The sequence below is a fragment of the Terrabacter terrae genome, from assembly GCF_039529575.1.
Classification (GTDB): Bacteria; Actinomycetota; Actinomycetes; order Actinomycetales; family Dermatophilaceae; genus Terrabacter; species Terrabacter terrae.
Map to the genome: position 1 here is coordinate 573,908 of NZ_BAAANB010000001.1, position 26,202 is coordinate 600,109.

Consider the following 26,202-nt stretch of genomic DNA (forward strand, 5'->3'; position numbering starts at 1 on the left):
CGGCAGCAGCACAGTGTGGATGACGGGGAACGAGCGGAGGAAGGGGTGAGCGGGCGTGGGTGACGGCATACTCCCGGGGCTGGTCAAGGGGCTCGCGACGACCGCGAAGTCCCTGACCCGGCACACGCACACGGCCGAGTACCCCGACGTCGCGCCGGCGCTGCCGCCGCGCTCGCGGGGCGTCATCGCGCTCACCGAGGAGAACTGCACGTCGTGCATGCTCTGCGCGCGCGAGTGCCCCGACTGGTGCATCTACATCGACTCGCACAAGGAGGAGCTGCCGCCGACGACGCCGGGCGGCCGCGCCCGGCAGCGCAACGTCCTCGACAGGTTCGCCATCGACTTCTCGCTCTGCATGTACTGCGGCATCTGCATCGAGGTCTGCCCCTTCGACGCCCTGCACTGGAGCCCCGAGTTCGAGTACGCCGAGCTCGACATCCGCGACCTGCTGCACGAGAAGGACCGCCTCGGTGCGTGGATGGCGACGGTGCCCGCGCCGCCGGCGCTCGACCCGGGCAGCGTCGACCCGGCCGAGGTCGCCGCGGCAGCCAGGCCACCACGTGGCGCCCCCGGCGCTGGGGGCACGCGTGGAGCCGGCGCCGCTGCCCGCCCGGCCCGGACGCGCCGGCAGTCCGAGGACGCCCCGCCACCTGCTGAGCGGACGAAGGTCCTGCCCGCCGTCGAGGCACCGGAGCCGGGTGCCCCCGGCACGGTGGCGCCTCCCTCGGACCCCGAGCAGACCGCGACGCTCCCTGTCGCCGAGGCGGCGGATGCCGCAGCGGCACAAGGGGACACGACGCAGGTGCTGCCGAGCGTGTCCACGACCGAGGAGGGCACGACGGACGGAACCGATGGAGGCGACGGCGGCGTCAGCGGAGCCGGCGAGCGCGGCTCCCGGGACGACTCCCAGGACGACGCCCAGGGCGGCATCGGGGGCGGCACCGAGTGACCACCCGCGACATCGTCTTCACCGCCGTCGGTGCCGTCACCGCGCTGTCGGCGCTGCTGTCGGTCACGACGAAGCACGTCGTGCACGCGGCGCTGTGGCTGTTGGTGTCGCTCGGCTCGCTCGCCGGCGCCTACCTGGTCCTCGGCCAGGAGCTCGTCGGCCTGGTCCAGCTGCTCGTCTACGTCGGCGCCATCGTCGTGCTCGTCCTCTTCGCCCTGATGCTGACCCGGGCGCCGATCGGCCCGCACGCCGAGATCGACACCCCGTGGTGGCAGCGCGTCGCGGGCGCGCTGCTCGGGGCGGCGACGGCCGTGCTCCTGGCGTCGCTGCTGCTGCCGTTCTTCTCCGGCGCGACCGCCGACCTCGACACCAGGCCCAGCGCCACCCCGCAGATCGCGCAGGCGGTCTTCGGCACGTGGGTGTGGCCCTTCGAGCTGCTCTCGGTGCTGCTGCTCGTCGCGCTCATCGGCGCCTTCGCCGTGTCGCGGCTCGTGATCGGTGACCGCGGCGTCGGTCGAGGCGCGAGCGACGGTGACCGAGCGGTGGCCGACGGCCCACCGTCGGTGGGCGACGGCAGGGCAGGGGCGCACCACGGCGCCACCGCGGTCGCCCCTGCGCCGACCGGCGGTGACCGCGCGTGATCCACCTGTCGCTGCCCGCCGCCCTCGCCGCCCTGCTCGCCGCCTTCGGGGTCTACGGCGTCCTCGCCCGCCGCAACGCGGTGCTCGTGCTGATCGGGGTCGAGCTGATCCTCAACGCCGCCAACCTGCTGCTCGTCACGGCCGGCACCCGGACCGCGGGCGCGGCGTTCTCCGCCGGCCCGGTCCTCACCCTCTTCGTCATCACGATCGCCGCAGCCGAGATCACCGTGGCCCTGGCGATCATCCTGGTGATGTTCCGCCGGGCCGGCCACATCGACCTCACGGCCGTGCCCGACCTCAGCGAGGACGCCGTCGAGGACACGGCCGAGCACACGGCTGAGGGCCCCGGGCACTCCGCCCCCGCCGGAAGGGTCGTCCGTTGAGCTGGGTCGTGCGGGCGATCGTGGCGCTGCCGGCGATCGCAGCCCTCGCCGGGCTGCTGACACGGCGCCAGCGGGCCCTCTCCGCGGCCGTCGCCGTCGCAGCCTCGGCCGTCGTCACGCTGCTGGCGCTCGTCGAGTGGATCATCCCGGCACGCACCGCCGACATCGGCACGTTGGGGCGCCTGCCCCTCGGTGACCTCTCCGTCCCGCTGCGCCTGCTCTCCGACCGGCTCTCCGGCCTGTCGGCGTTCGTCGTCGCCGTGGTCGTGCTCGCCATTCACGTGTTCACGACGTGGTACCTGCGCGACGACCCCCGCTACGCGCGGTTCGCGGCCACGGTCTCGCTCTTCGCATCCGGGATGCTCCTCGTCGTCCAGTCCGGCGACCTCGTGCTCACCCTGGTCGGCTGGGAGGTCATGGGCTGGTGCTCGTGGCTGCTCATCGGGCACGACAGCGAGCGCCACGCGGCGCGCCGGGCGGCCTACAAGGCGTTCCTCGTGACGAGGGTCGCCGACATCGGCATGGTCGTCGGCATCGTCTCCCTGTCGGTGCGGGCCCGCTCCACCGACCTCATGACCGTGCTCTCGGCCCCCGGCAACCACACGCTGCTGACGATCGGGCTCGTCGGCGTCGTGATCGGCGTGGCCGGCAAGTCGGGCCTCGTGCCGTTCCACGACTGGCTGCCCGACGCCATGGAGGGCCCCACCCCGGCGTCCGCCCTCATCCACGCCGCCACCATGGTCGCGGCCGGCACCTACGTCATCGCGCGACTCTTCCCGCTCTACGCCGAGCACGACGGCGCCCGCACGCTGCTCGCCGTCCTCACCGCGGTCACCATGGTCTACGCGGCCCTGCTGGCGCTGGCGCAGACCGACCTCAAGCGGATGCTCGCCTACTCCACCCTCAGCCAGGTCGCGATCATGCTCTCGGCTCTTGCAGCCGCACCGGCCGAGCTCGGGCCCGGCGCCGGCGTCGGTCACCTCATCGCCCACGCCTTCTTCAAGGCACTGCTCTTCCTCGGCGCCGGCTGGCTGTCGGTCCTGGCCGGGGCCACCGCGATCGTGGCGCTGCGTGGACGCCTGCGCCCGACCGGGGCGCTGCGCTGGTCGATGGGCATCGGCCTCGCCGCCCTCGCGGGGGTGCCGCCGCTGGTCGGCTTCTTCAGCAAGGACACCGTCATCGACGCAGCCCTCGAGGGCGCCACGAGCGGCGGTGGCCCGCGGACGTGGCTCGTCGTCGTCGCGCTGTTCGTGACGGTCGTCCTCACCGCCGCCTACTGCACCCGGGCGTGGCTGCTCCTCGACACGCCCGTGGCCGCCGCCGGCGCCTCAGGACAGCCGCAGTCCCAGCCGGCCGTCGTCGCCGAGGAGGAGGTCGCCGTCGTGACCAGCACCGACAGCGCCGACGACGCCGAGGTCGAGCGCGTCCACGCCCACGGCCACCCCACGATCACGCTGTCCGCGGCGCTGGTCGTGTCGGTCCTCGCGGCCCTGACCGTCGTCGGCGTCCTCTTCCTGCTCAGCCTGCGCGGCGCCGTCCACGTCGGGATCCTGAGCACGCTGCTGTCCGTCCTGCTCATCGCCGGGGCCGCGTATGCCGTGTGGTCCCTCAGCGACCGCGGCCGCGTCGACGCGGCCGAGCGCATCCCGGCCCCCGTGCGGGACTCGGCGGTCCGGGGCTTCGGCGCCGACACGGCATACGTGGCCTTCGGGCGCGCCGTCACGGCAACGGCACGCCTCGTGGTGGCGCTCGACCGCGACGTCGTCGACGCCTACCCGCGGGCAGCGGCCGTCGTGGCCCGTGCGGCCGGACGCGCGGGGGAGCGTGGCCACCGGGCCGTGCCCTCGCTGTCGGTGCTGAGCCTGCTCGTCGGTGCGGTGCTCGTCGCCATCCTGGGGGTGACGGCGTGGCGCTGACCCTCATGCTCCTGCTGCCCCTGCTCGGCGCCATCGCCTGCATCGCGATCCCGGGGGAGTCCCAGGTCGAACGCGGCATCGCCCACGGCGTCGCCCTCGTGACCGCCGTCCTCGCGGTCGTCGTCGTGGCGGACCGGCAGCAGCTGGACGCGCCGTGGATCCGATCGCTCGGCGTCCGGTGGCACTTCGGCGTCGACGGCATCTCCGCCGCGCTCGTGCTGCTCACCGCGGTGCTGACCGTCGCGGTCGTGGCCCACGCCCTGTCGGGGCCGATCCCCAAGGGGGGCACCGGCTCGACCTTCCTCGGCTGCATCCTGCTCGTCGAGGCGGGAGCGCTCGCGACGTTCACGGCCCGCGACGCCGTCCTCTTCTTCATCGCCTTCGAGGTCGTCCTCGTGCCGATGTGGGTGCTCGTGCGCCGCTTCGGTGACGAGCACGTGCCCGACGAGACGCGCGCCGACGCCGCGGGCCGCTTCGTGCTCTTCACCGCCCTGGGCTCGACCCTGATGCTCGTCGGCATCCTGCTCCTCGTGCACCACCAGGGCACGAGCGACCTCACGGTCCTCGCCGCACGGCACGGCGCCGGGCTGTCCCGGTCGCTGCAGGTCACCATCGCGGCACTGCTGCTGCTCGGGCTCGGGATCAAGGTGCCGCTGTGGCCGCTGCACACCTGGCTGCCCTCCGCCCACACCATCGCGCCGACGGCGGGCTCGGTGCTCCTGGCTGCCGTGCTGCTCAAGATGGGCACCTACGGCATCGTGCGGCTGGCCGTCGCGACCGTCCCGCGGGGCGTCGCCGAGCTGAGCCCGGTGCTGGCGCTCCTCGGTGTCGTCGGCATCCTCTGGGGAGGCCTGGCCTGCCTCGTCGAACGCGACCTCAAGCGCCTCATCGCCTACAGCTCGGTGGCGCACATGGGCTTCGTCGCCCTCGCCATCGCCTCCGGCAGCGAGACGGGCCTGCAGGCGGCGCTCTTCGGCAACATCGCGCACGGCGTCGTCTCGGCCCTGCTCTTCTTCGTCGTCGGTGACCTCAAGGAGCAGTGGGGTTCGGCCGACCTCCGCGTGGCCCGGGCGGCCCTGCGCGACAGGGCGCCCCGCTTCGGCTTCGCGCTCGTCGTCGGGCTCGCCGCCGCGCTCGGGCTCCCGGGCCTCGTGAGCTTCTGGGGCGAGTTCCTGGCCCTGTATGCCGCCTGGTCACCCGCGCCCGACCGACCCGTCGCGCTCCTGCGCGCCTGCGTCGTGCTCGGCGCCGTGGGCCTGGCCCTGGCGGCCGGCTACTCCCTGCGGGTGGCCCGCATCGTGTGGGCGGGGGAGGGGAGCGAGGCGGCCACCGGCCCGGCAGCCGAGCCGGTCCTCGACACCCGCGGGGTGCGCTACGCCGTCGTCCTGACCCTCGTCGTGGTGGTCGTGGCGCTCGGCATCGTGCCGCACCTGCTGCTCGGCCTGTCCGACGCCGCGACGACCGGACTGCTGTCCGGACTGGGGGCGGGCCGGTGAAGGGCCTCACCGTCGACTACGCCACCGTGCTGCCCGCCCTCCTGCCGGTCGTCGGTCTCGTTGTCGTGCTCGTGGCCGACCTCGTCGACCCCCGCCTGCGACGCTTCCCGTATGCCGTCGCCGGGCTGGCTGCCCTCGGCTCGGCGCTCGCGACCGTCCCCGGCCTGGCGCTCGGCGGCGGCTCCACGCGGCAGACCTTCTGCCTGACCGGACGGGCTGCGGCGCGAGGCTCGCTCCCTGCCATCGAAGGGCTGCCGCAGGTGTGCCTGTGGCAGGCCGACGCTCTCGGCAGCACGCTGCAGCTCGCTGCGGCCCTCGCGGCCCTGGTGTGCATCGCCCTCGCCTGGCCGGGCACCCGGCGGGTCCGCCCCGTCGGCAGCACCCGCGAGCCGGTGGAGGCCGTGCTGCTGCTCGCCGCCCTCGCCGGCACCGTCGTCGTCGCGGCCAGCCGTGACGTGGGCACCTGGCTCGTCGCGCTCGAGCTCGCCACGCTGCCGGTCATCGCGCTCGTCGCCCTCTCGGGACGGCGGTCGGCGGTGGCGGGGGCCACCCAGTTGCTCGTCACCTCCCTGGTGTCGTTCGCGCTCCTCGTCCTCGGGGTCGCCCTCTGGTTCACGGCGACCGGCAGCCCGTTCCTGACCCCCGACGCGGCGCTGTCGACGGGCGGTGCCTTCGCGGCGGGCACGGGGGCCGGCGCCACGGCGGTCGTGTTCCCGTCCGTGTCCGCCGGCCTGGTGGCCCTCGCCACCGTCCTGGTGGTGGCGGGCGTCGGGTTCAAGCTCTCGCTCGTGCCGTTCCACGCGTGGACGCCGACGGCATACGCCGGCTCGTCGGTGGCGGTGGCGACGTTCCTCGCCACGGTGTCCAAGGTGGCCGCGCTCGCGGCCCTGCTCGTGGTGCTGCGGGCGGTCTCGGTGCTCGGGACGCCGGCCCTGCTCTCGATCGCGATCCTCGCTGCGCTCAGCATGACGCTCGGCAACGTCATGGCCCTGCGCCAGGACGACGTCGTGCGGCTGCTCGCGTGGTCCACGGTCGCCCAGGCCGGCTGGGTCGTGCTGCCCCTCGTCAGCATCTCCGCCCTCGGCGTCACGGCCAGCGCGACCTACCTGCTGACCTACCTCGTCGCGACGCTGGTGGCCTTTGCCGTCGTCGCGGTCACTCTGCGCGACGAGCCGGGTCGCGGTCGGCATCTCTCGGCATACGACGGGCTGTGGCAGCGCAACCCCTGGCGCGCCGGCGCGCTCGCCCTCGCGCTGACCTCGCTCGCAGGACTGCCCCCGGGCGTCATCGGCCTCGTCGGCAAGATCACGGCGCTGCGCCCCGTCGTGGCCGAGGGGTGGGTGTGGCTCGCCGTCATCGCCGCGGTCAACGCCGTGATGGGCGTGGCCGTCTACCTGCGCTGGCTCCGGGGTGTCATCACCGTCCCCGAGGGGAGGGCGGCGCCGCGCCAGCCGGCTGCCGAGGCGCTCGCCGCGGCGCGGCGACGTCCGGCGCTCGTCGCCGGTCTCGTGCTCGCGTCCGCCGTGCTCGTCATGGTCAGCGTGCAGCCGGACCTGCTGCTGCGACTGCTCGGCTGAGGGTCGGCCCGGCACCCACCGCCGGACGGCTGGACCGGGGAGCACCCGCACCGAGCGGGGACGGATGACCCGGCTTCGCCACGGACGGGCCTGCGCCACGCTCACGGACGAGCCCGGCCGCCGGGAAGGTGGGTCATCCCTCCCGGTGCCGTGCACCGAACCACGGACAGCGAAGAGCCCCGAGGGTGGTGCCTCGGGGCTCTCGGTGCGGCCGGGCGTCTGGCTGCTGAAACGGGCGGCCTGGTCTGGTGGGGTCAGGCGGTCTGGGGGACTCGCCGGGGCTCGGCGCTCACAGACCTGAGGTCCTCGGCGGTCTTCGCGTGGCGCAGGCCCAAGAGGCCGAGGACCAGGAAGACACCCGCTGCGACGAAGGCACCGATGGCGGCGTAGAGGGCGATCGTGCCCATGGTGCCGAAGGCGTACGCGTTGAGGAGCAGGCCGCGCAGGGTGTTGCCCATGAACAGCGTCTGGCGCAGCTGGCCGAGCTCGGCGACCTTGGCCTGGTCGGCGTTGGGGTCCTTCGACATCTTCATGAAGTCACCCGAGACCTCCTCGTAGGTGCGGTTGTTCGAGGCGGCGTTCATGTGCACGAGGATGTAGTGGTCGGCGAAGGCCTTGGCCTGGTCGCCGGTGGTCATCTTCTGCCCGGCGTACTGCAGGAGGGCGTCCTTCTGGTCCTGCGTCTCCAGGGCCGCTGCGCCGGGCATCGTGATGTCCTGCTGGCTCAGCTGCTGCTCGACCTGGTTGGCGACGAAGCTGTGGGCGTAGGTGAGCAGGCCACCTGCCACGAGGAGGACCACGGCGAGAAGGAGGCCGGTCCAGGAGATCAGCTTGTCGAGTGTCTTGCGCATCGTTCGCTTCTTTCGGAGAAGGGATGTCGGTGTTTCCCAACACCGCCAAACTACTACGGCACGTAGTAGGAGATTTCTTGTTTTCGACAAGTCGGACATGAGACGTGTGTCACGCAGTGTCACGCACGTGTCACGCACGCCGACCGCCCGCTCCCGGCGCGAGCTCCCAGCGGACTCCCAGCGGGAACACGCGTTGCCGGCCACTCGTTGAGCGGGCATGCACAACCACTTCAACGGGCTGAAGACTGCTGCCCTCTTCGGCGGCATCTGGGCCCTGCTGCTCGGCCTCGGTGCGCTGGTCGGGGGTGGCCGCTTCATCTGGGTCTTCGCGCTGATCGGCGTCGCGACGACGTTCTACGGCTACTGGAACAGCGACAAGCTGGCCATCCGGGCCATGCACGCCTACCCCGTGTCCGAGGCGCAGGCGCCGGCGATGTACCGCATCGTCCGCGAGCTCTCCACGGCCGCAGGCAAGCCCATGCCGCGGCTCTACATCAGCCCCACCCAGGCGCCCAACGCGTTCGCGACGGGCCGCAACCCGCAGAACGCCGCCGTCTGCTGCACCGAGGGCATCCTCGGCCTGCTCGACGAGCGCGAGCTGCGGGGCGTGCTCGGCCACGAGCTCATGCACGTCTACAACCGCGACATCCTCACCAGCTCGGTGGCGGCCGCCGTCGCCGGCGTCATCACCTCGATCGGCCAGATGCTGATGTTCACCAGCATGTTCGGCGGGGGCTCCGACGAGGACCGCCCCAACCCGTTCGCCCTGCTCGCGATGAGCCTGCTCGCGCCACTGGCCGCGATGATGATCCAGATGGCGATCAGCCGCACCCGCGAGTACGACGCCGACGAGGACGGCGCGAAGCTGACCGGCGACCCGCTCGCGCTGGCCTCCGCGCTGCGCAAGCTCGAGCTCGGGGTCGCGCGGGCCCCCCTGGCCCCGTCCCAGGATGTCGTGAACGCGAGCCACATGATGATCGCGAGCCCCTTCCGGGCCCAGGACGTCACGCGGTTCCTCTCGACCCACCCGCCGATGGACCAGCGCATCGCGCGGCTCGAGGGCATGGCCGGCGGCCCGGTCCAGCGCTGACTGCGCTCGCCCGGGTCCGGCTGGGCAACCCCGGAGACGGAGGGCCGGTGCATCTGGCAGGCTCGCTCCCATGCGCAGTCTCACCCTGGCCGAAGCCCGCGAGCGATCCTCGCTGATCACCGTCACCTCGTACGCCGTCGAGCTCGACCTCGACCAGGGCCCGGACGTCTTCGGCTCGCGCACGGTCCTGAGGTTCGGCTGCGCGACTCCGGGCGCCGTCTCCTGGGTCGACGTCAAGGCCCGCTCCGTGGAGAGCGTCGTGCTCAACGGCGAGAGCCTCGACCCGGCGCAGGTCGCCGAGGGCCGGCTCGTCCTGCCCGGTCTCGCCCGCGACAACGAGCTGACCGTCGTCGCGACGATGGCCTACAGCCACGACGGCCAGGGCCTGCACCGCGCCACCGACCCGGCTGACGGACAGGACTACGTCTACGGGCACCTGTTCCTCGACGCGGCCCCGAGCGTCTACGCCTGCTTCGACCAGCCCGACCTCAAGGCGCCCTACGACGTCACGGTGCACGCACCCGACGACTGGACCGTCGTCGGCAACGGGGCTGCCACCCGTGGGGCCGACGGCACGTGGACCCTCGCCGCGACCCGGCCCCTCGCCACCTACTTCATGACGGTGTGCGCCGGGCCGTACGTGTCCGTGCGCGACGAGCACGACGGCATACCGCTGGGCATCCACGCGCGCGCCTCGCTCCGCGAGCCGCTCGAGCGCCACGCGGCCGAGCTGTTCGACGTGACCAAGCGCTCCTTCGACTACTTCCACGGCCTCTTCGGCATCCGCTACCCGTTCGGGGAGTATCACCAGGTCTTCGTGCCGGAGTTCAACGCCGGCGCCATGGAGAACCCCGGCTGCGTCACCTTCCGCGACCAGTACCTCTACCGCGGCGCCGCGACCCGTGACGAGCTGCTGACGCGCGCCAACACGGTCAGCCACGAGATGTCGCACATGTGGTTCGGCGACCTGGTGACGATGCAGTGGTGGGACGACCTCTGGCTCAACGAGAGCTTCGCCGAGTACATGTCGCACCGCTGCCTCGTGGACGCCACCGACTACGCCGACGCCTGGGTCGACTCCTCGATCGTGCGCAAGGTGTGGGGCTACGGCGCCGAGCGCTCGCCCTCGACCCATGCGGTTGCCGGGGTCGAGGCCCTCGACGCCCAGAGCGCGCTGCAGAACTTCGACGGGATCTCGTATGCCAAGGGCGCGGCCGCGCTGCGCCAGCTCATCGCGTACGTCGGGGACGACCGCTTCATCGCGGGTGTCCGCGCCTACCTGACCGACAAGTCCTTCGGGAACGGCACGCTCGCCGACTTCCTCGGCGCCATCGAGGCATCGAGCGGCAAGGACCTCGAGGCGTGGTCGCGCGCGTGGCTGCTGACCGCCGACCGCGACACGATCTCGGTCGAGGTCGACGAGCAGAACGGCGTCGTCGAGCGGGCGCAGGTGCTGCGCGAGTCGCCGGCCGACCGCCCCGCCGACCGTCCCCACACCTTCGACGTGGCGGGCTGGACCGACGGGCGCGAGCTGGGCCGTGTCTCCACGACCGTCACCGGCCCCGTGACGACACTCGCCGAGCTCGAGGGCACGCCCGAGCCGGCAGTGCTCGTGCCCAACGCGTCCGACCTGACGTGGGCACGCGTACGCCTCTCCGACTCGACCATCGCAGCCCTGCCCGCCCAGCTGGCCCAGGTCCCCGACGAGCAGGCCCGCGCCGTCGTCTGGTCGGCGCTCATCGACGGCGTCCACGGGGCCACCGTCTCCCCGGAGGCCTTCCTCGACGTCTTCGACGCGGCGTGGCCGCAGGAGACGAACTCCTCGATCCTCACCCGGGTGGCGGCGTACGCGGAGCACCGGATCGTGCCGTACTTCGTGCCGCGCCCCGAGCAGGACGCCGCCACGACCAGGCTCAACCGCGCCGCGGCCGGGCTGCTCGAGGGCGCAGAGCCCGGCACGACCGAGTCCCTCGCGGCCGCCCGGCTCGTCGCCGGAACCAGCGACGACGAGGCGCTGCTGCGTGCGTGGGCGGACGGCGAAGGGCTCCCGGCGGGCCTCGAGGACGACGGCGACTTCCGCTGGATCGTCGTGCGCAACCTCGCGGCCCGCGGGCTCATCGGCGTCGAGGAGGTGGACGCCTTCCGGGCCAAGGACGACACGCTCCAGGGCGGCCTCAACGCGTTGATGTGCCGCGCCAGCCTGCCGGAGCCCCAGGCCAAGGCGTGGGCCTGGCGGCAGCTGACGGGTCGTGAGGGGCGCTCCAACTACGAGATGGTGCACCTGGCCCGCGGCCTGTGGGTGGCACCTGACGACGCCCTCGTCGCCGACTACGTCCCGCGCTACTTCACCGACGTGCCTGCCATGTCGGACTGGGTGGGCGAGGACGCCCTGTCCCGCGTCGTGCTCGTCGCCTTCCCGCGGGTCTTCACCGAGGAGACGGCGAGGCTCAGTGCGAAGACCATCGCCCGCGACGACCTGACGCCGGCCGTCCACCGCTCCCTCGTCGACGCCGACGCCGAGCTGCGCGAGGCGCTCGCCTCGCGCCAGACCTTCGGCGCGGCGGTCTGACGGGCGGGGTCGTGGTCGGGCGTGCGTCCCTGCCGCAGGTGGTCCGTGAGGTGACGGACGCCCATGTCGAGCTGCTCGAGGCGGGGTGTCCGGGGCTGCTCGAGGGCCTCTACCTCCACGGTTCCCTGGGATTCGGCGGGGAGTTCCACGGCGGCAGCGACATCGACTTCGTCGCCCTCACGGCCCACCGGGCGACCGGCGACGAGGTCGAGGCGCTCCGCAGCCTGCACGCGCAGATCGACCGCCGCTGGCCCGAACCGGCCTACGACGGCTTCTACCTCGTGGCCCAGGACCTTGCGGGCTCACCGGAGCTGGTGCCTGACGTGCCCGGGACTCTGCACCAGTGGTTCGACGTCGGCACCCACGCTGACGTCACGCACATCACGTGGCGCGAGCTGCGGGACCACGGGATCACCGTGCGCGGCACGCCCCTCGGCGACCTGGACGTCTGGAGCGACGACGCCGCGCTCCGGGAGGCGACCCGCCGCAACCTCGAGACGTACTGGCGCTCGCAGCTGGCCGCGATGGAGCACCATCCGCGCGAGGCCTCGCTGCCACAGGCGGCCGAGTGGGGTGCCCTCGGTGCCGCGCGGCTCGTCCACCTGCTGCGTACCGGCCGCCCGACCTCGAAGTCGGGCGCCGGACGCTGGGCGCTCGGGGACTATCCCACCCACCGGGAGATCGTCGAGGAGGCACTGCGCGTGCGGGAGCGTCCCGACGCCCCGACGGCGTATGCCGCCGACCCGGGTCGCCGTCGACGCGACCTGCTCGCGTTCATGGCCGAGATCATCGCCGACGGGCTCGCCGTCGCCGAGCCACTGCCGGCCGAGGAGCGGGAGGCTGCCAGATGAGCGGTCCCGCCAGCCCCGACTCCTTAGGCGGCCCGGACGTCTCCGGCGGTCCTTCGCGACCTGACGCCGGTGACTGGGTCATCGAGCTGGGCGACGTGCGCGACCCGGCGTGCGAGGAGCTGCTGAGGGACTACTACGTCGAGGTCAGCGACCGCTGGTACCGGCTGCACGAGGGACGGGACTCGACCCCCGAGGAGATCGAGACAGGCTTCCCCCGCATGCGCAGCGACGACCTCATCCCGCCCACGGGGGAGTTCCTCGTGGCGCGCAGCACCGAGGACCCGACCCTGCTGGCCGGGTGCGTGGGCCTGCGCCGCCTCCGGGACGACACCGGCACGAGGGTGGCCGAGGTGCGACGGCTCTACGTGCGTCCCGAGCTGCGCGGGGCGGGCCTGGGCACGAGCCTGCTGCTCTGTGCCGAGGAGGTGGCCCGCGTCTGGGGTGTGGCGGCGATCCGGCTGGACACCCGGCTCGACCTGGTCGAGGCCCGCTCGATCTACCTGCGCAACGGCTGGGTCGAGGTGCCGGCCTTCTCGCACAACGTCTATGCCGAGGCTTGGTACGCGAAGCGGCTCGACTGAGCCGCAAGGGACTCCACGGGCCGGCGAGTTCCGCCGGCACCACGGGCCGAGGCCCTTGGGTCGACGCCCACGGCTCGGTCCCGGCCGACCCCGACGACGCCCGGCCGACCCAGCCGGCCCCCTGTGCGTTGGGTCCTCAGGTGATCCACGGACACGGCAGCAGTGGCTGCGTCACCACACGACCCAACGCACAGCAACCGCCGGCCCTCGCGCCGGCCCGAGGTGGTCGCGGAACCCGGTTCGTCCTGTCGGAGCCGCCAGTCGTGTTCGACCGGGACCACCGCGCACCGACAGGGCGGGTCACCAGGGGCTGGGCTCGTAGTCCTTGACGAAGCAGCCGTACAGGTCCTCGCCGGCCTCGCCGCGCACGATCGGGTCGTAGACCCGGGCCGCGCCGTCGACCAGGTCGAGCGGTGCGTGCCAGCCCTCGGCGGCGATGCGCAGCTTCTCGTCGTGCGGCCGCTCGTCGGTGATCCAGCCGGTGTCCACGGCCGTCATGAGGATGCGGTCGCTCTCGAACATCTCCCCGGCGCTGGTGCGGGTGAGCATGTTGAGGGCGGCCTTGGCCATGTTGGTGTGCGGGTGGCCGGGTCCCTTGTAGCGGCGCGAGAACTGACCCTCCATCGCCGACACGTTGACGACGTAAGCGCGTCGGGCCCCGGCCGCCACGGCAGCCCGCATGGCCGGGCGCAGCCGCGAGACGAGCAGGAACGGCGCCGTCGAGTTGCACAGCTGCACCTCGAGCAGCTCGAGGGGGTCGACCTCCTCGACCCGCTGCGTCCACGAGTTCGTGCGCTGCAGGTCGGGCAGCAGGCCGCCGGCGTCCACGGCCGTGCCGGCCAGGTGCGCGTCGAGACTCGCGTTGCCGGCGGTCAGCGCCAGCGCCGTCATCGACGCCGCCGTCTGCGCCGCCAGGGCGTGCTCGACCGACTCGCCGTCGTGGTGCGCGACGGCGTGGCTCCCCAGGGCGCCGGCGATCGAGGCCGGGTGCGCCTCGCTGATCCGGTCGAAGGTCACCATCTCGGGCAGGGCCACACCCTCGGGCAGCGGCGCGGACTCGAGCTCGACCAGCCGGCCGTAGGCGCCGGGGGAGCGGCGCACCGTCTGGGCCGCGTTGTTGACCAGGATGTCGAGCGGGCCGGCAGCGGCGACCTCGTCGGCGAGGGCGATGACCTGGGTGGGATCACGCAGGTCGATGCCCACGACCTTGAGCCGGTGGATCCAGTCGGCGCTGTCCTCCATCGCAGCGAACCGGCGCATGGCGTCCTTGGGGAAACGCGTCGTGATCGTCGTGTGCGCGCCGTCGCGCAGCAGGCGCAGGGCGATGTACATCCCGATCTTGGCGCGGCCGCCGGTGAGCAGCGCCCGCCTGCCCGTCAGGTCGGTGCGCTGGTCGCGCCTGGCGTGGCTCTTCCTCGCGCAGTCGGGGCACAGCCAGTGGTAGAACGCGTCCACGAGCGTGTAGTCCCCCTTGCAGATGTAGCAGCCGCGCGGGTTGACGAGCTCGCCGGCGAAGGCTCCGGTCGCGTTGGAGACCAAGGGGATCCCCCTCGTCTCGTCGTCGATGCGCATCGGTGAGCCCGTCGCCGTCGACTCGATCACCTGGCGGTCCGCCTTGCGCTCGGCCCACGTCTTGGCGTTGCGCCGGTCCTTCTTGAGTCGCTTGTACATCAGCGAGGCCGCCCGCTTGAGGGTCTCGAAGTCGGGGTCGTCCAGGTCGAGCGACGGGGCCAGGGCGAGCACGCGCACCGCCGTCGCGACGTCCTCGGGGTCGAGGCTCACGACGGCGGAGGGGTCGAGCTCGGTTTCGGTCAGACTCACCGCGCAAGGGTACGGGGCAGGGCGGTCGGCTCCCCAATCCGCGGCCACGGTGCCCGGCGCTAGCGGCGATGACGTATGCCGCCGGGCGGGCGGGCGTCCGCGCCACAGGGAGTGGATGGCGAGGACGGCCGCGAGCCCGACGGCATACGCGGGGAGGGGAGGTCTGTCAGCCGGCCGGCTTGACGGCGAGCGTCACGGAGACGTCCTTCCGAGAGCCGTCGCGGATGATGGTCAGGGTGGTCTTGTCGCCGGCCTTCATCTCGCGGATCTGGGCCACGAGCGCGGTGGCCGAGTCGACTCGCTGGCCGTCGACGGCGATCACGACGTCGCCGCTCTTCATGCCCGCGTTGGCGGCGGGGGTGCCGCCACTGACGGACACGACCTGGGCGCCCGCGCGCTTGGCGTTGCCGTCGGTGACCACGGTGTCGCGCGTGCTGACCCCGAGGAAGGCGTGCTGCGCCTTGCCGCTGCTGATCAGCTGGTCGGCGATGGACTTGGCCTCCTTGACGGGGATGGCGAAGCCGATGCCGATGTTGCCGCTCTGGCTGCCCTGGCTCTGCCCGAGCGAGGCGATCGAGCTGTTGATGCCGACGAGCTCACCCTTGGCGTTGACGAGCGCGCCACCCGAGTTGCCCGGGTTGATCGCGGCCGACGTCTGGATCGCGTTGGTCACCACCTCGTTGCCGGAGGACTGCTGCTGGCCGAACGGGGACTCGCTCGGGCTGCCCGTGCTGACCGGACGGTTGAGCGCCGAGACGATGCCGGTGGTCACGGTGCCCGACAGGCCCAGCGGGTTGCCGACGGCCATGACCGGGGCGCCGACCTTGAGCGAGTCGGAGTTGCCGAGGCTGATCGGGACGAGGTCCTTCGGGGCGCCGGACAGCTTGATGACCGCGAGGTCGGTCGAGGGGTCGGTGCCGACGACGGAGGCGGCGTAGGTGCGTCCGTCGCTCAGGGTCACCGTGATGGAGCCGTTGCCGCCGGCGCCCTCCACGACGTGGTTGTTGGTCAGAACGTGTCCCTGGTCGTCGAAGACGACGCCGGAGCCGGCCCCTGCGCCCTGTGCCGTCGTGACGTCGATGCTGACGACGCTCGGTGACACGGCGCCCGCGACGGTGGTCCAGTCAGGGGCCGTGGAGCTGCCCTGCGTCACCGTGGGGGAGGTGTTCTGGTTGGTGTTCGTCGTGGCCGTGGCCGTGGGGGTGGTCGAGGAGGAGGATCCCTGCTCGCCCGCGTGGGTGAGTGCGTACGTGCCCCCGCTGGCGAGGACGGCCGCGATCAGGGCAGCGCCGAGGGTCTGGCCGAGGCGGCCGTCGCGCCGAGGCTGCGGCCGGCTGCCGGGACCGAGCGGCGGGGTCGGCCCGGCGGGAGGCATGGACGTCGCCGTGCTCGTCGTGGACGGCACGGGGGCGGCCGGACGGCTGTAGTAGTCGGCCTCGGGGATCTGCTGGGTCTCGTTGTCAGGTGCCATGGCTATGGCTCCTCCTCGCTCTGGGGTGATGCCTCCATGACACCTACCCAGCTTTGGTCGCCGTTGTGGCCTTCCTAGGAATCGGCTGTGCCTTGGGACGAGCGGTGGATCCGGCCGTCGAGCGGCTCCTGTGGATCGACGGGCAGCTCCACGACGAAGGTCGCACCGCCGCCGGGCGTCTCGCGGACCGTCACCGTGCCGCCGTGGGCGTCGACGATCGCGTGCACGATGGCGAGGCCGAGGCCGTTGCCGCCCCCGCTGCCGCGGCTGCGGGACCGGTCGGCGCGGTAGAAGCGCTCGAACACGTCGGCGCGCTCCTCCGGGGGTATGCCGTGCCCGTGGTCGCGGACGTGGACGGCCACGTGCCCCTGGTCGACCCGGCCCACCAGGATCTCGATCGGCGTGCCGACGGGCGTGTGAATCCGCGCGTTGGTGGCGAGGTTGGTCACCACCTGTCGCAGCTGCTGCTCGTCCGCCTGCAGCTCCGTCGGTTCGATGGGACCGGAGATGCCGGTCGCGACGATGTGGCGGTCGGGAGCGATGGTCCGCGCGTCCTGGGCGGCGTCGGCGGCGAGGACCGCCAGGTCGACCGTCTGCAGCTGGAGCGGGCGCTCGCCGTCGAGGCGCGCCAGCGTCAGCAGGTCCTCGACGAGCCCGCTCATCCGGTGCGCTTCCGACTCGATGCGCCCCATGGCGCCCGTCACGGCGTCACCGGTCGGCAGTGCGCCCTGCCGGTAGAGCTCGGCGTAGCCACCCACGGCGGCGAGCGGCGTCCGCAGCTCGTGCGAGGCGTCGGCGATGAAGCGCCGCATCTTCGCCTCGTTGGCCTCGCGTACGGCGAAGCTCTGCTCGATGCGCGCCAGCATCGCGTTGAGGGAGCGGGACAGGGAGGCGACCTCGTCCTGCGTGTCGGGCACGTCGACGCGCTGCGTGAGGTCGCCGACCGCGATCTGGGCCGCCGTGTCCTCGATCCGGGTCAGGGGACGGAAGGTGCGCCGCACGAGGAACCACCCGAGCACCGCGGTGACGATGAGCGTGATGGCCCCGATGCCGGCGGTGTAAAGCAGGAACTGGTCGACGGTTCGGTCGAGCGGGCCGAGCGGGATGGCCAGCACGTAGATCTCGGTGCCCGGCTCGTTGAGCTGGGCGAGGGCCAGCCACTCCCCGGCGCCGTCGCTCGAGCCGATCCGGAAGGAGGTGCGGTTGACCACCCTCGGGTCGCTCGGCGTCAACCGGGGGAACTCCGCCTGGTTGGACTCCGTCACCGCCTCGCCGATGGTCCGTGAGCGACCGGTGCGCGCGTCGATCATTCCGGTGGTGACGCCGGTCGGCAGCTGTGGGCCGTCCGCCTTCAGCTCCGACGGGTCGATCGTCGCGAGGCTGGCCGCGTAGACCGACAGCTCCTGCTCGGTCTGGTTGAGCAGGTAGACGCGCAGCAGGGCGCTGACGACCAGCGAGGTCACGGCCAGCGCGATGGCGATCAGCGCGAGCGTGACGCCGAGCAGGCGCCAGCGCAGCGGCATGGTGCGCAGGCGCGATGCCGTGCTCTCCCGACCGGCTCGTCGGGCGGCCGGCTGGGGGCTCACGTCGACCATCCGGTCAGGTCGTGGTCAGCTCGGGGGGCACTCGGAGAACGTAGCCCACGCCGCGCTTGGTGTGGATGAGCGAGGGGCCGTCGGCGTCGATCTTGCGCCGCAGGTAGGAGATGTAGGACTCGACGATGCCGGACTCACCCCGGAAGTCGTAGTCCCACACGTGGTCGAGGATCTGCAGCTTGGACAGCACCCGGTTGGGGTTGAGCAGCAGGTAGCGCAGCAGCTTGAACTCGGTGGGGGACAGGTCGATGACCCGGCCGCCACGGCGCACCTCGTGGGAGTCCTCGTTGAGCTCGAGGTCGTGGAAGCGCAGGGTCGCGCCGTCGTCGGCCTGGCCCCGGGTGCGGCGCAGCACCGCGCGGATGCGGGCGATGACCTCCTCCAGGCTGAAGGGCTTGGTGACGTAGTCGTCGCCGCCGACCGTGAGCCCCTGGATCTTGTCGCCGGTCGCGTCGCGTGCGGTGACGAAGACGATCGGCTGCTGGCGGCCGCGGTCGCGCAACCGGCGGGTCACCTCGAAGCCGTCGACGTCGGGGAGCATGACGTCGAGCACGACGAGGTCGGGGTCGGACTCCTCGGCGAGGGCGAGGGCCGTCGTGCCGTCGGCAGCCGTCTCGACCTCGAAGCCGGCGAAGCGCAGTGACGTCGCGAGCAGCTCGCGGATGTTCGGCTCGTCCTCGACGACGAGGAGCCGAGCCTCCGAGGTCGGTGCTGTCTGGGTGTCCACGAGACCAGTGTCGGCGTGTTTGCTGGGAGTTGGCTGGGAGACGGTCGGACTCTTCCTCCGCGCCCGGTGGATGCCGACACCCGGGGGTCACCGAGGGCGTATGCCGTCGGCTCCGCCCCGCCTCACGCGAGGTGCGCGTGCGGCTCAGAGGTCGTCGGCGTCGACGATCCGGTACGCGTAGCCCTGCTCGGCGAGGAAGCGCTGGCGGTGCGCGGCGAAGTCGGCGTCGACGGTGTCGCGGCTGACGACGGTGTAGAAGTGCGCGGTGCGCCCGTCGCCCTTGGGCCGCAGGACCCGGCCGAGGCGCTGGGCCTCCTCCTGGCGCGACCCGAACGTGCCGCTGACCTGGATGGCGACGCTGGCCTCGGGCAGGTCGATGGAGAAGTTCGCGACCTTGCTGACGACGAGCGTCGTGACCGCGCCGGTGCGGAAGGCGTCGTAGAGGCGCTGGCGCTCCTTGACGGTCGTCTCGCCGGTGATGACCTCGGCGCCGAGCCGCTCGGCCACCTCGTGGAGCTGGTCGAGGTACTGGCCGATGACGAGGGTCGGCTCGCCGGCGTGCTGCTGGGCGAGCTTCTCGACGACGGGGAGTTTGGAGTCGGAGCACGACGCGAGGCGGTAGCGGTCCTCCGGCTCGCTGACGGCATACGCCATCCGCTGGCCGTCGGGGAGGCTGACCCGCACCTCCACGCAGTCGGCGGGGGCGATGTAGCCCTGGGCCTCGATGTCCTTCCACGGCGCGTCGAAGCGCTTGGGGCCGATGAGGCTGAAGACGTCGGCCTCGCGGCCGTCCTCGCGCACGAGGGTGGCGGTGAGGCCGAGGCGGCGGCGCGCCTGCAGGTCCGCGGTCATGCGGAAGATCGGCGCGGGCAGCAGGTGCACCTCGTCGTAGACGACCAGGCCCCAGTCGCGGGCGTCGAGCAGGTCGAGGTGCGCGTAGGCGCCCTTCCGCTTCGTCGTCAGCACCTGGTAGGTCGCGATCGTGACGGGCCGGATCTCCTTGCGGGCACCGGAGTACTCACCGATCTCGTCCTCGGTCAGGGTCGTGCGCCTGAGCAGCTCGTCCTTCCACTGCCGGGCGCTGACGGTGTTGGTGACGAGGATGAGCGTCGTCGCCTTGGCGGCGGCCATCGCGCCGGCGCCGACGAGCGTCTTGCCCGCGCCGCAGGGCAGCACGACGACGCCGGAGCCGCCGTGCCAGAAGCCGTCCACCGCCTGCTGCTGGTAGGGGCGCAGGTGCCAGCCGGCCTGGTCGAGGTCGATCGCGTGGGCCTCTCCGTCGACGTAGCCGGCGAGGTCCTCGGCCGGCCAGCCGACCTTGAGCAGCTCCTGCTTGAGGGTGCCACGCTCGCTGGGGTGCACCACGACGGCGAGGTCGTCGAGGCGCTCGCCGGTCAGCGGCTTGATCTTCTTGTGCCGCAGGACCTCCTCCAGCACCGGGCGGTCGGTCGTGCGCAGCACGAGCCGGGTGCCCTCGGGGGAGTCGGGGAGGCCCTCCTTCTCGAGGGTCAGGCGGCCGTAGCGGTCCATCGTGTCGGCCACGTCGACGAGCAGGGCGTTCGGGACGGCATACCTGCTGTGCGTCATGAGGGCGTCCACGACCTGCTCGGCGTCGTGCCCGGCGGCGCGGGCGTTCCACAGGCCGAGGGGGGTGATGCGGTAGGTGTGCACGTGCTCGGGGGCTCGCTCGAGCTCGGCGAAGGGTGCGATGGCTCGCCTCGCAGCCTCGGCGTTCGCGTGGTCGACCTCGAGGAGGAGGGTCTTGTCGCTCTGGACGATCAGGGGTCCGTCATTCATCGACTCGTCCAACCCTCCCTCCCGTTCGATGTATTCCGGAGCCACCCGCGACGCGGCGTTACATCGAACCGGGGGTCTCCTCGCCTGGTGACAGTATGGGCGCATGCGATCCCCACAGGTCGAGGCGGCGACGGGGCTGCCCGCGAAGGTGACGATCTACGAGGTCGGTCCGCGCGACGGGCTGCAGAACGAGAAGACCGTCGTGCCGGCCGCGACCAAGGTGGAGTTCATCCGGCGTCTCGAGGCCGCAGGGCTCGGCACCATCGAGACGACGTCGTTCGTCCCGGCGAAGTGGGTGCCGCAGATGGGCGACGCCGAGCAGGTGCTCGGGGCACTCGGTGCCGACGGCCTCGGGCCTCGTCGCCCCGCCCTCGTGCCCAACGAGCGGGGCCTGGACCGCGCCGAGGAGCTGGGGCTGACGGCCATCGCGATCTTCGGGTCGGCCACCGAGACCTTCGCGCAGAAGAACCTCAACCGCTCGGTGTCCGAGCAGTACGCGATGTTCGAGCCGGTCGTGAAGCGCGCCCTCGAGGGCGGCATGTGGGTGCGGGCGTACGTCTCGATGTGCTTCGGCGACCCCTGGGAGGGCCCGGTGCCGGTCGAGCAGGTCGTCGACACGGCCGAGCGGCTCATGGACCTCGGCTGCCACGAGCTGAGCCTGGGCGACACGATCGGCGTCGGCACCACCGGTCACGTCCGCCGCCTGCTCGAGGCGCTCGCGGCCCGCGGCATCGGCGCCGACCGCATCGCCGTGCACTTCCACGACACCTACGGGCAGGCGCTCGCCAACACGATGGCGGCCCTGCGCGACGGCGTCTCGGTCGTCGACGCGTCGGCCGGCGGCCTCGGCGGCTGTCCCTATGCGAGGTCGGCCACCGGCAACCTCGCCACCGAGGACCTCGTGTGGGCCCTGCACGGCGCCGGTGTGGAGACCGGCGTCGACCTGGAGAGGCTCGTCGAGACGTCGGTCTGGATGGCCCAGCAGCTGGGCCGCCCCTCGCCGAGCAACGTCGTCCGCGCCCTCGACGGCGGCTGATCGGGACCGATGACGCACCTTGGGGTGCTGCTCACGCTCAGCCGCGACGGGATCGGACGCGAAGCGGGTCATCTGTCCCCGGCTGGATGTGCCGGGGCGGGTCAGGTGAGGTCAGGACTCCAGGGTGGCGCCGGTGATCCGGTGCACCGAGAAGGACTTCTCGTGACCGGCCTCGTCGGTGGCGCGGACCCGGCCGCCCTCGACCCGCTGCGGGTGGATGAGATGCCGGCTCGTGGAGCCGTGCCCGTCGGAGTAGCCGATCCAGACCCCGTGCCGCTCGGCGACCGCGTCGCGCAGCAGCGAGAGCGTCACGACGGGGTCCATGGCCTGGATGCGGGGCCCGGGACGTGCCTCGTCCTCGGCGCGCCGCTGGTCCGCGGTGGCCTCTGCGGCACGCAGGCCGTCGACGAGCGACTGGGTGTGGTCGCGGTCGACGGGGGAGACCCTGGGCGCCGGCCCGCGACGCCGTGACCCCGCCCGCCGGCGCGGTGTCTCCGCGTGGACCACGGTGCCGTCCTGGCTCTCGTGGACGGGCGCGAAGCCGTTGTCGCGCAGCAGGTCGACGAGCACCCGCGGGTCGGCCGACGAGACGAGCACCGTCGGCGCGAGGCGGCGCAGCCGCAGGGGAGCGAGGTCGCGGGAGGCGAGCATCGTGTCGAGCACCGACTCGTCGTCGGAGCGGATGTATGCCGCCGCGCCGCCGATGCGGGTCTGCCCGTGCCTGCGGGCGACGTCGGCCACGAGGTACTCGAGGGGCTGCGGGAGCGGGGTCCGGCTGGAGCGGCGCACCGTGTCGACGAAGTCGGCCGCGGTCCAGCCGGCGTCGAGGGCGCGCCGCACCGACTCGGGGGTGAAGCGGTAGACGGTGGCCCCGCCGCGGGACTCCACCTCGGCGGCCAGGCGCATGAACGACCCGAGGCCGCCCACGAGCGGCCCCGGCGCGACCGCCGTCAGGTCGGCCTGGACGAGGATGTGGTCCACCGGCGAGGGCAGGTGCGGCGACATCGCGGCGGCGACCTCGTCGACCGAGGCCGGCGACGAGAGCAGGGCTCGTCCCGCCTCGGACAGCGCGCCGCGCCCGGTCAGGCCCAGCCACTCGGCCTCGCGCAGCACGGCCTCGACCGCCTCGTCGAGCACGGCGGACGACCGGTTCGGCCGGCGCCAGGCGAGGCGCTCGCGCAGGGAGGCGTGGTCGGCGGCCGTGCCGGGCTCGAGCAGGGCCAGCTCGCCCAGCACCTCGCGCCGGATCGCGCGGATCGCCGGCCACTGCACGTCCGGGCCGAGCGCGTTCGCCGGCCCGGCGCCGGTGGTGCGCCGGCCGACGAGGTGCGAGGCACGGGTCGAGCCGAGCCACGCGACCGCGAGCGAGGCCCAGCGGTGGCCGGCCTCGCTCGAGCTCCACTCGTCCAGCTCCGACGTGGGAGCCCACACCGGCTCGACCTCGCCGTCGTCGGCGACGAGGCCGGCGGCATACGCGAGCTCGACGACGAAGGCGGTGTGCTCGGGATCGAGGTCGAGCGACTGCTGGGTGACGCGCAGGTCGCGCACCGACAGCCCCCCGGCGCGCAGGACCCGCGGTGGGGCGGCGCCCCAGTCGGCGGCGAGCTCGTCGAGGTGGGTCAGGCACTCGCTCGCCGCGCCCCCGGCCGCGGCGTCGACGAGGGAGACCCTGCCGGTGGCGACGTCGGGCGGGGTCAGCTCGACCGAACGGTGCAGCCGGCCGTCCCGCAGCACGAGCCCCACCTCCCGAGGCAGCGCCACCCGGTCGACCGACACGGGCACGAGCAGGTGGTGCTCGAGGAGCCAGCGGGCCGTCGTTCGGCCCGGGCCGCCGGTCGGCAGCACGCCGAAGGCCGGCCCCCACGTCATCCGCTCGAGCATGGCGCGTGCCTCGTCGGGCGCCTCGGCGAGAGCGGCCCGGATCTGCTCGGCGTCGGCCTGCTCGGGAGGCGAGGACGGGCGCAGCTCGCGCATCGGCGCCCCGAGGCCGGCGACCGCGCTGCCGAGGACCTCCGGGACGGTGCGCACGACGTGGTCGCCGTCGGTGCCGCGCCACAGCAGGGCCGAGCGCCAGAGGTCCTGCACGAGGGCATCGACCGTCGGCCTGTCGTCGGTGCCGAGCAGCCGCATCAGGGCACTCCGGTCGGCTGCGTCGCCCGCGACGACCACCGCCTCGAGCACCTGCAGGTGGCCGCGGTCGAGCGCCTCGACCGCCCGCTGCACGCTCGCCCTCGTGCCGGCGCGGGCAGCCAGGCTCGTCAGGTCGGCCGGCGCGGGGCGCGCGAGGTCTGGGCGCGCGAGCACGAGGTCGATGAGCTCTGCATCGCTCCTGCCGCGGATGTCGTCGGCGAGGCTGCGGCTGGACGTGGCCATCCTCCCAACCTACTTGCCGCCCGATGGACGGCTGCGCCCGAATGCGGTGGCCTCCGCCGTGCGGCCCCGGCCGTCCCGCTAGCGTTGCCCCCATGAGCGCGCTCTCGCCCGCGGCACCCGCCGAGCCGGCCCCGGCACGACCCACCGGGGAGCAGTGGACCATCGGCCACGGCCCCTACGAGGCCACCGTCGTCGAGGTGGGAGGAGGCCTGCGCACCTTCACCCGGGACGGGGTCGACCTCGTCGCGGGGTATGCCGCCGACGAGCCGTGCGCCTCGGGCCGCGGCCAGCAGCTGATGCCCTGGCCCAACCGGCTGCGCGACGGCCGCTACACGTCCGGCGGCACTGAGCACCAGCTCCCGATCACCGAGGTCGCGCGCGGCAACGCGAGCCACGGGCTCGTGCGGTGGGCGCTGTGGGAGCTCGTCGAGCTGGAGGACGACCGCGTGACCGTCGGCTACCGCCTGCACCCGCAGCCCGGCTGGGACCACTTCCTCGACCTGCGCACCACCTACCTGCTCGAGGACTCCGGCCTCGTCGTCACCGCGGCCGCCCGCAACGTGGGGCCGTCCGCAGCCCCCTTCGGCTACGGCGCCCACCCCTATCTCGCGATCGGTGACACCCTGCTGCCCGACGTCGAGCTGCACATCCCCGCCGCCACGTGGGTGGAGGTCGACGAGCGCCTGCTGCCCGCCGCCACGCACTCGGTGGACGGGCAGCCGTGCGACTTCCGCGCGGCCCGGCGCGTCGGGGACGCCACCCTCGACACCGCCTACACCGACGTCCTGCGGGACACCGACGGCATGTGGCGCTGCACCGTCGCGGCGGCGGACCGCGCGACGACGCTGTGGGCCGACGCAGCCTTCCCGTGGCTGCAGGTGTTCACCGCCATCGCCGAGGACCGCAAGGGCGAGGTCGGCGTCGCGGTCGAGCCGATGAGCTGTCCCGCCGACGCCTTCAACTCGGGCCGTGACCTCGTCGTGCTCGAGCCCGGTGACGAGTGGACGGGCACCTGGGGGATCACGCCCGCGTGACCGGGCCACGCGGCATACGCCCTCGGGGCCGGCTTGCCGCGAGCGGGAATTCGCGTTGCGGCGAACGGTTAGGCTGGACGAGAGCGCAAGGAGCGCCATCGAGTCGTCGTCGGACGGCCGGCCGAGATCTGAACGAGGTGGACTGTGCCGACTGGCAAGGTCAGGTTCTACGACGCGGAGAAGGGCTTCGGATTCATCTCCGAGGACTCGGGCGCGGACGTCTTCCTGCACGCGAACGCCCTCCCCGCGGGGGTCACCACCCTGAAGAAGGGTGTGCGGGTCGAGTTCGGCATCGTCGAGGGCCGCAAGGGCGCGCAGGCGCTGTCGGTCAAGGTGCTCGACCCCGTCCAGTCCGTGGCCGCCAACAAGTCGGCGCGCGAGCGCAAGAGCCCCGAGGAGCTCGTCGTCATCATCGAGGACGTCGTGCAGCTGCTCGACGGCGTCGGCAACGGCTATCGCGTCGGCCGCCGCCCCGAGCGCAAGCTGGCCTCCAACGTCGCGCGCGCCCTGCGCGGACTCGCCGACGAGCTGGAGAAGTGAGCCGATGACCGTCACCGTCCCCAAGACCGACACCAGGTCCGACGCCGTGCTGCTCGCGGCGGCCGGCCTGGCCCGAGACGTCCTCGACGAGGTCGCCGAGCCGGACACCATCGGCGCCCACCTCGGCATGGACCTGCTCGACGAGCGCCTCGGCATGCACTGGTTCGAGTGCACCTCGCCGGGCTATCGCGGGTGGCGGTGGGGCGTCAGCGTCGCACGCGTCCCGCGCGCCAAGGTCGCCACCGTCTGCGAGACCAACCTGCTGCCCGGCCCCGACGCCGTGCTCGCCCCCGAGTGGCTGCCGTATGCCGACCGGCTGGCTCCCGGGGACCTCGGACCGGGCGACGTGCTGCCCTACCGACCCGACGACCCCAACCTCGAACACGGCTTCGAGGCGACGGGGGAGGAGGACGTCGACCGGACGGCCTTCTTCGAGCTCGGTCTCGGCCGGCCGCGCGTGCTCTCGGCCGAGGGCCGCGAGGCAGCGGCGACCCGGTGGTACGACGGCGAGGGCGGCCCGAACTCCGACGTGGCCCTCAAGGCGACGGCGCAGTGCACCACGTGCGGCTACTTCCTGCCCATGGCGGGCGCCCTGCGCGTCACCTTCGGCATCTGCGCCAACGAGTGGAGTCCCTCGGACGGTCGTGTCGTCTCGCTCGACCACGGCTGCGGGGCGCACTCCGAGACCGACATGGAGCACCCCGAGCCGACGCCGGTGGGCGAGCCCATCGTCGACGAGTTCGCCGTCGACGTCGAGCCTGCCGAGGGGTCCGTGCATGAGCCGGCCGAGAAGCCCGGCGACGACGAGACGCCCGGGCACGACGAGACGCCGGCGGCGGGCGAGGAGCCCGACGAGGAGCAGCACGGCTCGGACGACCCCGTCACCGACTGAGGGCCGGAGACC

General features: G+C 73.0%; 21 protein-coding genes. 14 read left to right on the forward strand and 7 right to left on the reverse strand.

The window, feature by feature from the left end:
- Positions 1–55 precede the first annotated feature (55 nt).
- From ABD194_RS02670 to ABD194_RS02695, 6 genes are read left to right on the forward strand one after another with little or no spacing between them, the layout of a single operon-like run.
- The gene (locus ABD194_RS02670; protein WP_343987089.1) at positions 56–949 is read left to right on the forward strand and encodes a NuoI/complex I 23 kDa subunit family protein; all 894 of its coding nucleotides are present in this window, start codon (positions 56–58) and stop codon (positions 947–949) included.
- Positions 946–1,590, forward strand: coding sequence for an NADH-quinone oxidoreductase subunit J family protein (locus tag ABD194_RS02675; RefSeq protein WP_343987092.1), 645 nt, complete (start codon positions 946–948; stop codon positions 1,588–1,590). Before ABD194_RS02670 ends, ABD194_RS02675 begins: the two co-directional genes overlap by 4 nt.
- A complete protein-coding gene (gene nuoK / locus ABD194_RS02680; RefSeq protein ID WP_343987096.1) occupies positions 1,587–1,973 on the forward strand; it encodes an NADH-quinone oxidoreductase subunit NuoK in 387 nt (128 codons plus the stop codon). Before ABD194_RS02675 ends, nuoK begins: the two co-directional genes overlap by 4 nt.
- The gene (locus ABD194_RS02685; protein WP_343987099.1) at positions 1,970–3,889 is read left to right on the forward strand and encodes an NADH-quinone oxidoreductase subunit 5 family protein; all 1,920 of its coding nucleotides are present in this window, start codon (positions 1,970–1,972) and stop codon (positions 3,887–3,889) included. Before nuoK ends, ABD194_RS02685 begins: the two co-directional genes overlap by 4 nt.
- On the forward strand, positions 3,880–5,385 hold the full coding sequence (locus ABD194_RS02690; RefSeq protein ID WP_343987102.1) for a complex I subunit 4 family protein: 1,506 nt from the start codon (positions 3,880–3,882) through the stop codon (positions 5,383–5,385). The genes ABD194_RS02685 and ABD194_RS02690 overlap by 10 nt, the downstream gene beginning before the upstream one ends.
- Positions 5,382–6,962 (forward strand): NADH-quinone oxidoreductase subunit N, encoded by a 1,581-nt coding sequence (locus ABD194_RS02695; protein WP_343987105.1) that lies wholly within the window; start codon positions 5,382–5,384, stop codon positions 6,960–6,962. The genes ABD194_RS02690 and ABD194_RS02695 overlap by 4 nt, the downstream gene beginning before the upstream one ends.
- Positions 6,963–7,216: 254 nt before the next feature.
- Here ABD194_RS02695 and ABD194_RS02700 read toward each other — a convergent pair whose 3' ends face one another.
- On the reverse strand, positions 7,217–7,813 hold the full coding sequence (locus tag ABD194_RS02700; protein ID WP_343987108.1) for a hypothetical protein: 597 nt from the start codon (positions 7,811–7,813) through the stop codon (positions 7,217–7,219).
- A gap of 217 nt (positions 7,814–8,030) precedes the next feature.
- Between ABD194_RS02700 and htpX the strand changes: the two genes are divergently transcribed.
- The 4 genes from htpX to ABD194_RS02720 all read left to right on the forward strand — a co-directional run bounded on the left by htpX (position 8,031) and on the right by ABD194_RS02720 (position 12,904).
- Entirely contained in the window at positions 8,031–8,903 is an 873-nt protein-coding gene (gene htpX, locus ABD194_RS02705) for a zinc metalloprotease HtpX (protein WP_343987112.1), read from the forward strand.
- Positions 8,904–8,973: 70 nt separating this feature from the next.
- A complete protein-coding gene (pepN, locus tag ABD194_RS02710) occupies positions 8,974–11,472 on the forward strand; it encodes an aminopeptidase N (protein WP_343987115.1) in 2,499 nt (832 codons plus the stop codon).
- 50 nt (positions 11,473–11,522) lie between these two features.
- The gene (locus tag ABD194_RS02715) at positions 11,523–12,323 is read left to right on the forward strand and encodes a hypothetical protein (protein WP_343987118.1); all 801 of its coding nucleotides are present in this window, start codon (positions 11,523–11,525) and stop codon (positions 12,321–12,323) included.
- Positions 12,320–12,904: a GNAT family N-acetyltransferase gene (locus ABD194_RS02720; protein WP_343987121.1), complete on the forward strand. Its 585-nt coding sequence runs from the start codon at positions 12,320–12,322 to the stop codon at positions 12,902–12,904. Before ABD194_RS02715 ends, ABD194_RS02720 begins: the two co-directional genes overlap by 4 nt.
- Before the next feature lie 300 nt (positions 12,905–13,204).
- Here the strand turns inward: ABD194_RS02720 and ABD194_RS02725 are convergent, their stop codons facing one another.
- From ABD194_RS02725 to ABD194_RS02745, 5 genes are all read right to left on the reverse strand, one after another.
- Positions 13,205–14,725 (reverse strand): SDR family NAD(P)-dependent oxidoreductase, encoded by a 1,521-nt coding sequence (locus ABD194_RS02725; RefSeq protein ID WP_343987124.1) that lies wholly within the window; start codon positions 14,723–14,725, stop codon positions 13,205–13,207.
- A gap of 166 nt (positions 14,726–14,891) precedes the next feature.
- Positions 14,892–16,196 carry a S1C family serine protease gene (locus tag ABD194_RS02730; protein WP_343987127.1) on the reverse strand — a complete coding sequence of 435 codons (1,305 nt, stop codon included), beginning with the start codon at positions 16,194–16,196 and terminating at the stop codon, positions 14,892–14,894.
- A 74-nt stretch (positions 16,197–16,270) separates the two neighbouring features.
- Positions 16,271–17,791, reverse strand: coding sequence for a sensor histidine kinase (locus ABD194_RS02735; RefSeq protein WP_425579932.1), 1,521 nt, complete (start codon positions 17,789–17,791; stop codon positions 16,271–16,273).
- Between the two features lie 4 nt (positions 17,792–17,795).
- Positions 17,796–18,518: a response regulator transcription factor gene (locus tag ABD194_RS02740; RefSeq protein WP_343987134.1), complete on the reverse strand. Its 723-nt coding sequence runs from the start codon at positions 18,516–18,518 to the stop codon at positions 17,796–17,798.
- Between the two features lie 144 nt (positions 18,519–18,662).
- Positions 18,663–20,315, reverse strand: coding sequence for a DNA repair helicase XPB (locus tag ABD194_RS02745; RefSeq protein ID WP_343987137.1), 1,653 nt, complete (start codon positions 20,313–20,315; stop codon positions 18,663–18,665).
- 103 nt (positions 20,316–20,418) lie between these two features.
- On the opposite strand from ABD194_RS02745, the gene ABD194_RS02750 reads away from it, so the two are divergent.
- Entirely contained in the window at positions 20,419–21,351 is a 933-nt protein-coding gene (locus ABD194_RS02750) for a hydroxymethylglutaryl-CoA lyase (RefSeq protein WP_343987140.1), read from the forward strand.
- Positions 21,352–21,462: 111 nt separating this feature from the next.
- Here ABD194_RS02750 and ABD194_RS02755 read toward each other — a convergent pair whose 3' ends face one another.
- The gene (locus ABD194_RS02755; RefSeq protein ID WP_343987143.1) at positions 21,463–23,724 is read right to left on the reverse strand and encodes a helicase-associated domain-containing protein; all 2,262 of its coding nucleotides are present in this window, start codon (positions 23,722–23,724) and stop codon (positions 21,463–21,465) included.
- 92 nt (positions 23,725–23,816) lie between these two features.
- Between ABD194_RS02755 and ABD194_RS02760 the strand changes: the two genes are divergently transcribed.
- From ABD194_RS02760 to ABD194_RS02770, 3 genes are all read left to right on the forward strand, one after another.
- Positions 23,817–24,758 (forward strand): aldose 1-epimerase family protein, encoded by a 942-nt coding sequence (locus tag ABD194_RS02760; RefSeq protein WP_343987146.1) that lies wholly within the window; start codon positions 23,817–23,819, stop codon positions 24,756–24,758.
- Between the two features lie 144 nt (positions 24,759–24,902).
- A complete protein-coding gene (locus ABD194_RS02765; RefSeq protein WP_343987149.1) occupies positions 24,903–25,298 on the forward strand; it encodes a cold-shock protein in 396 nt (131 codons plus the stop codon).
- A 4-nt stretch (positions 25,299–25,302) separates the two neighbouring features.
- The gene (locus ABD194_RS02770; RefSeq protein ID WP_343987152.1) at positions 25,303–26,190 is read left to right on the forward strand and encodes a DUF3027 domain-containing protein; all 888 of its coding nucleotides are present in this window, start codon (positions 25,303–25,305) and stop codon (positions 26,188–26,190) included.
- Positions 26,191–26,202 lie beyond the last annotated feature (12 nt).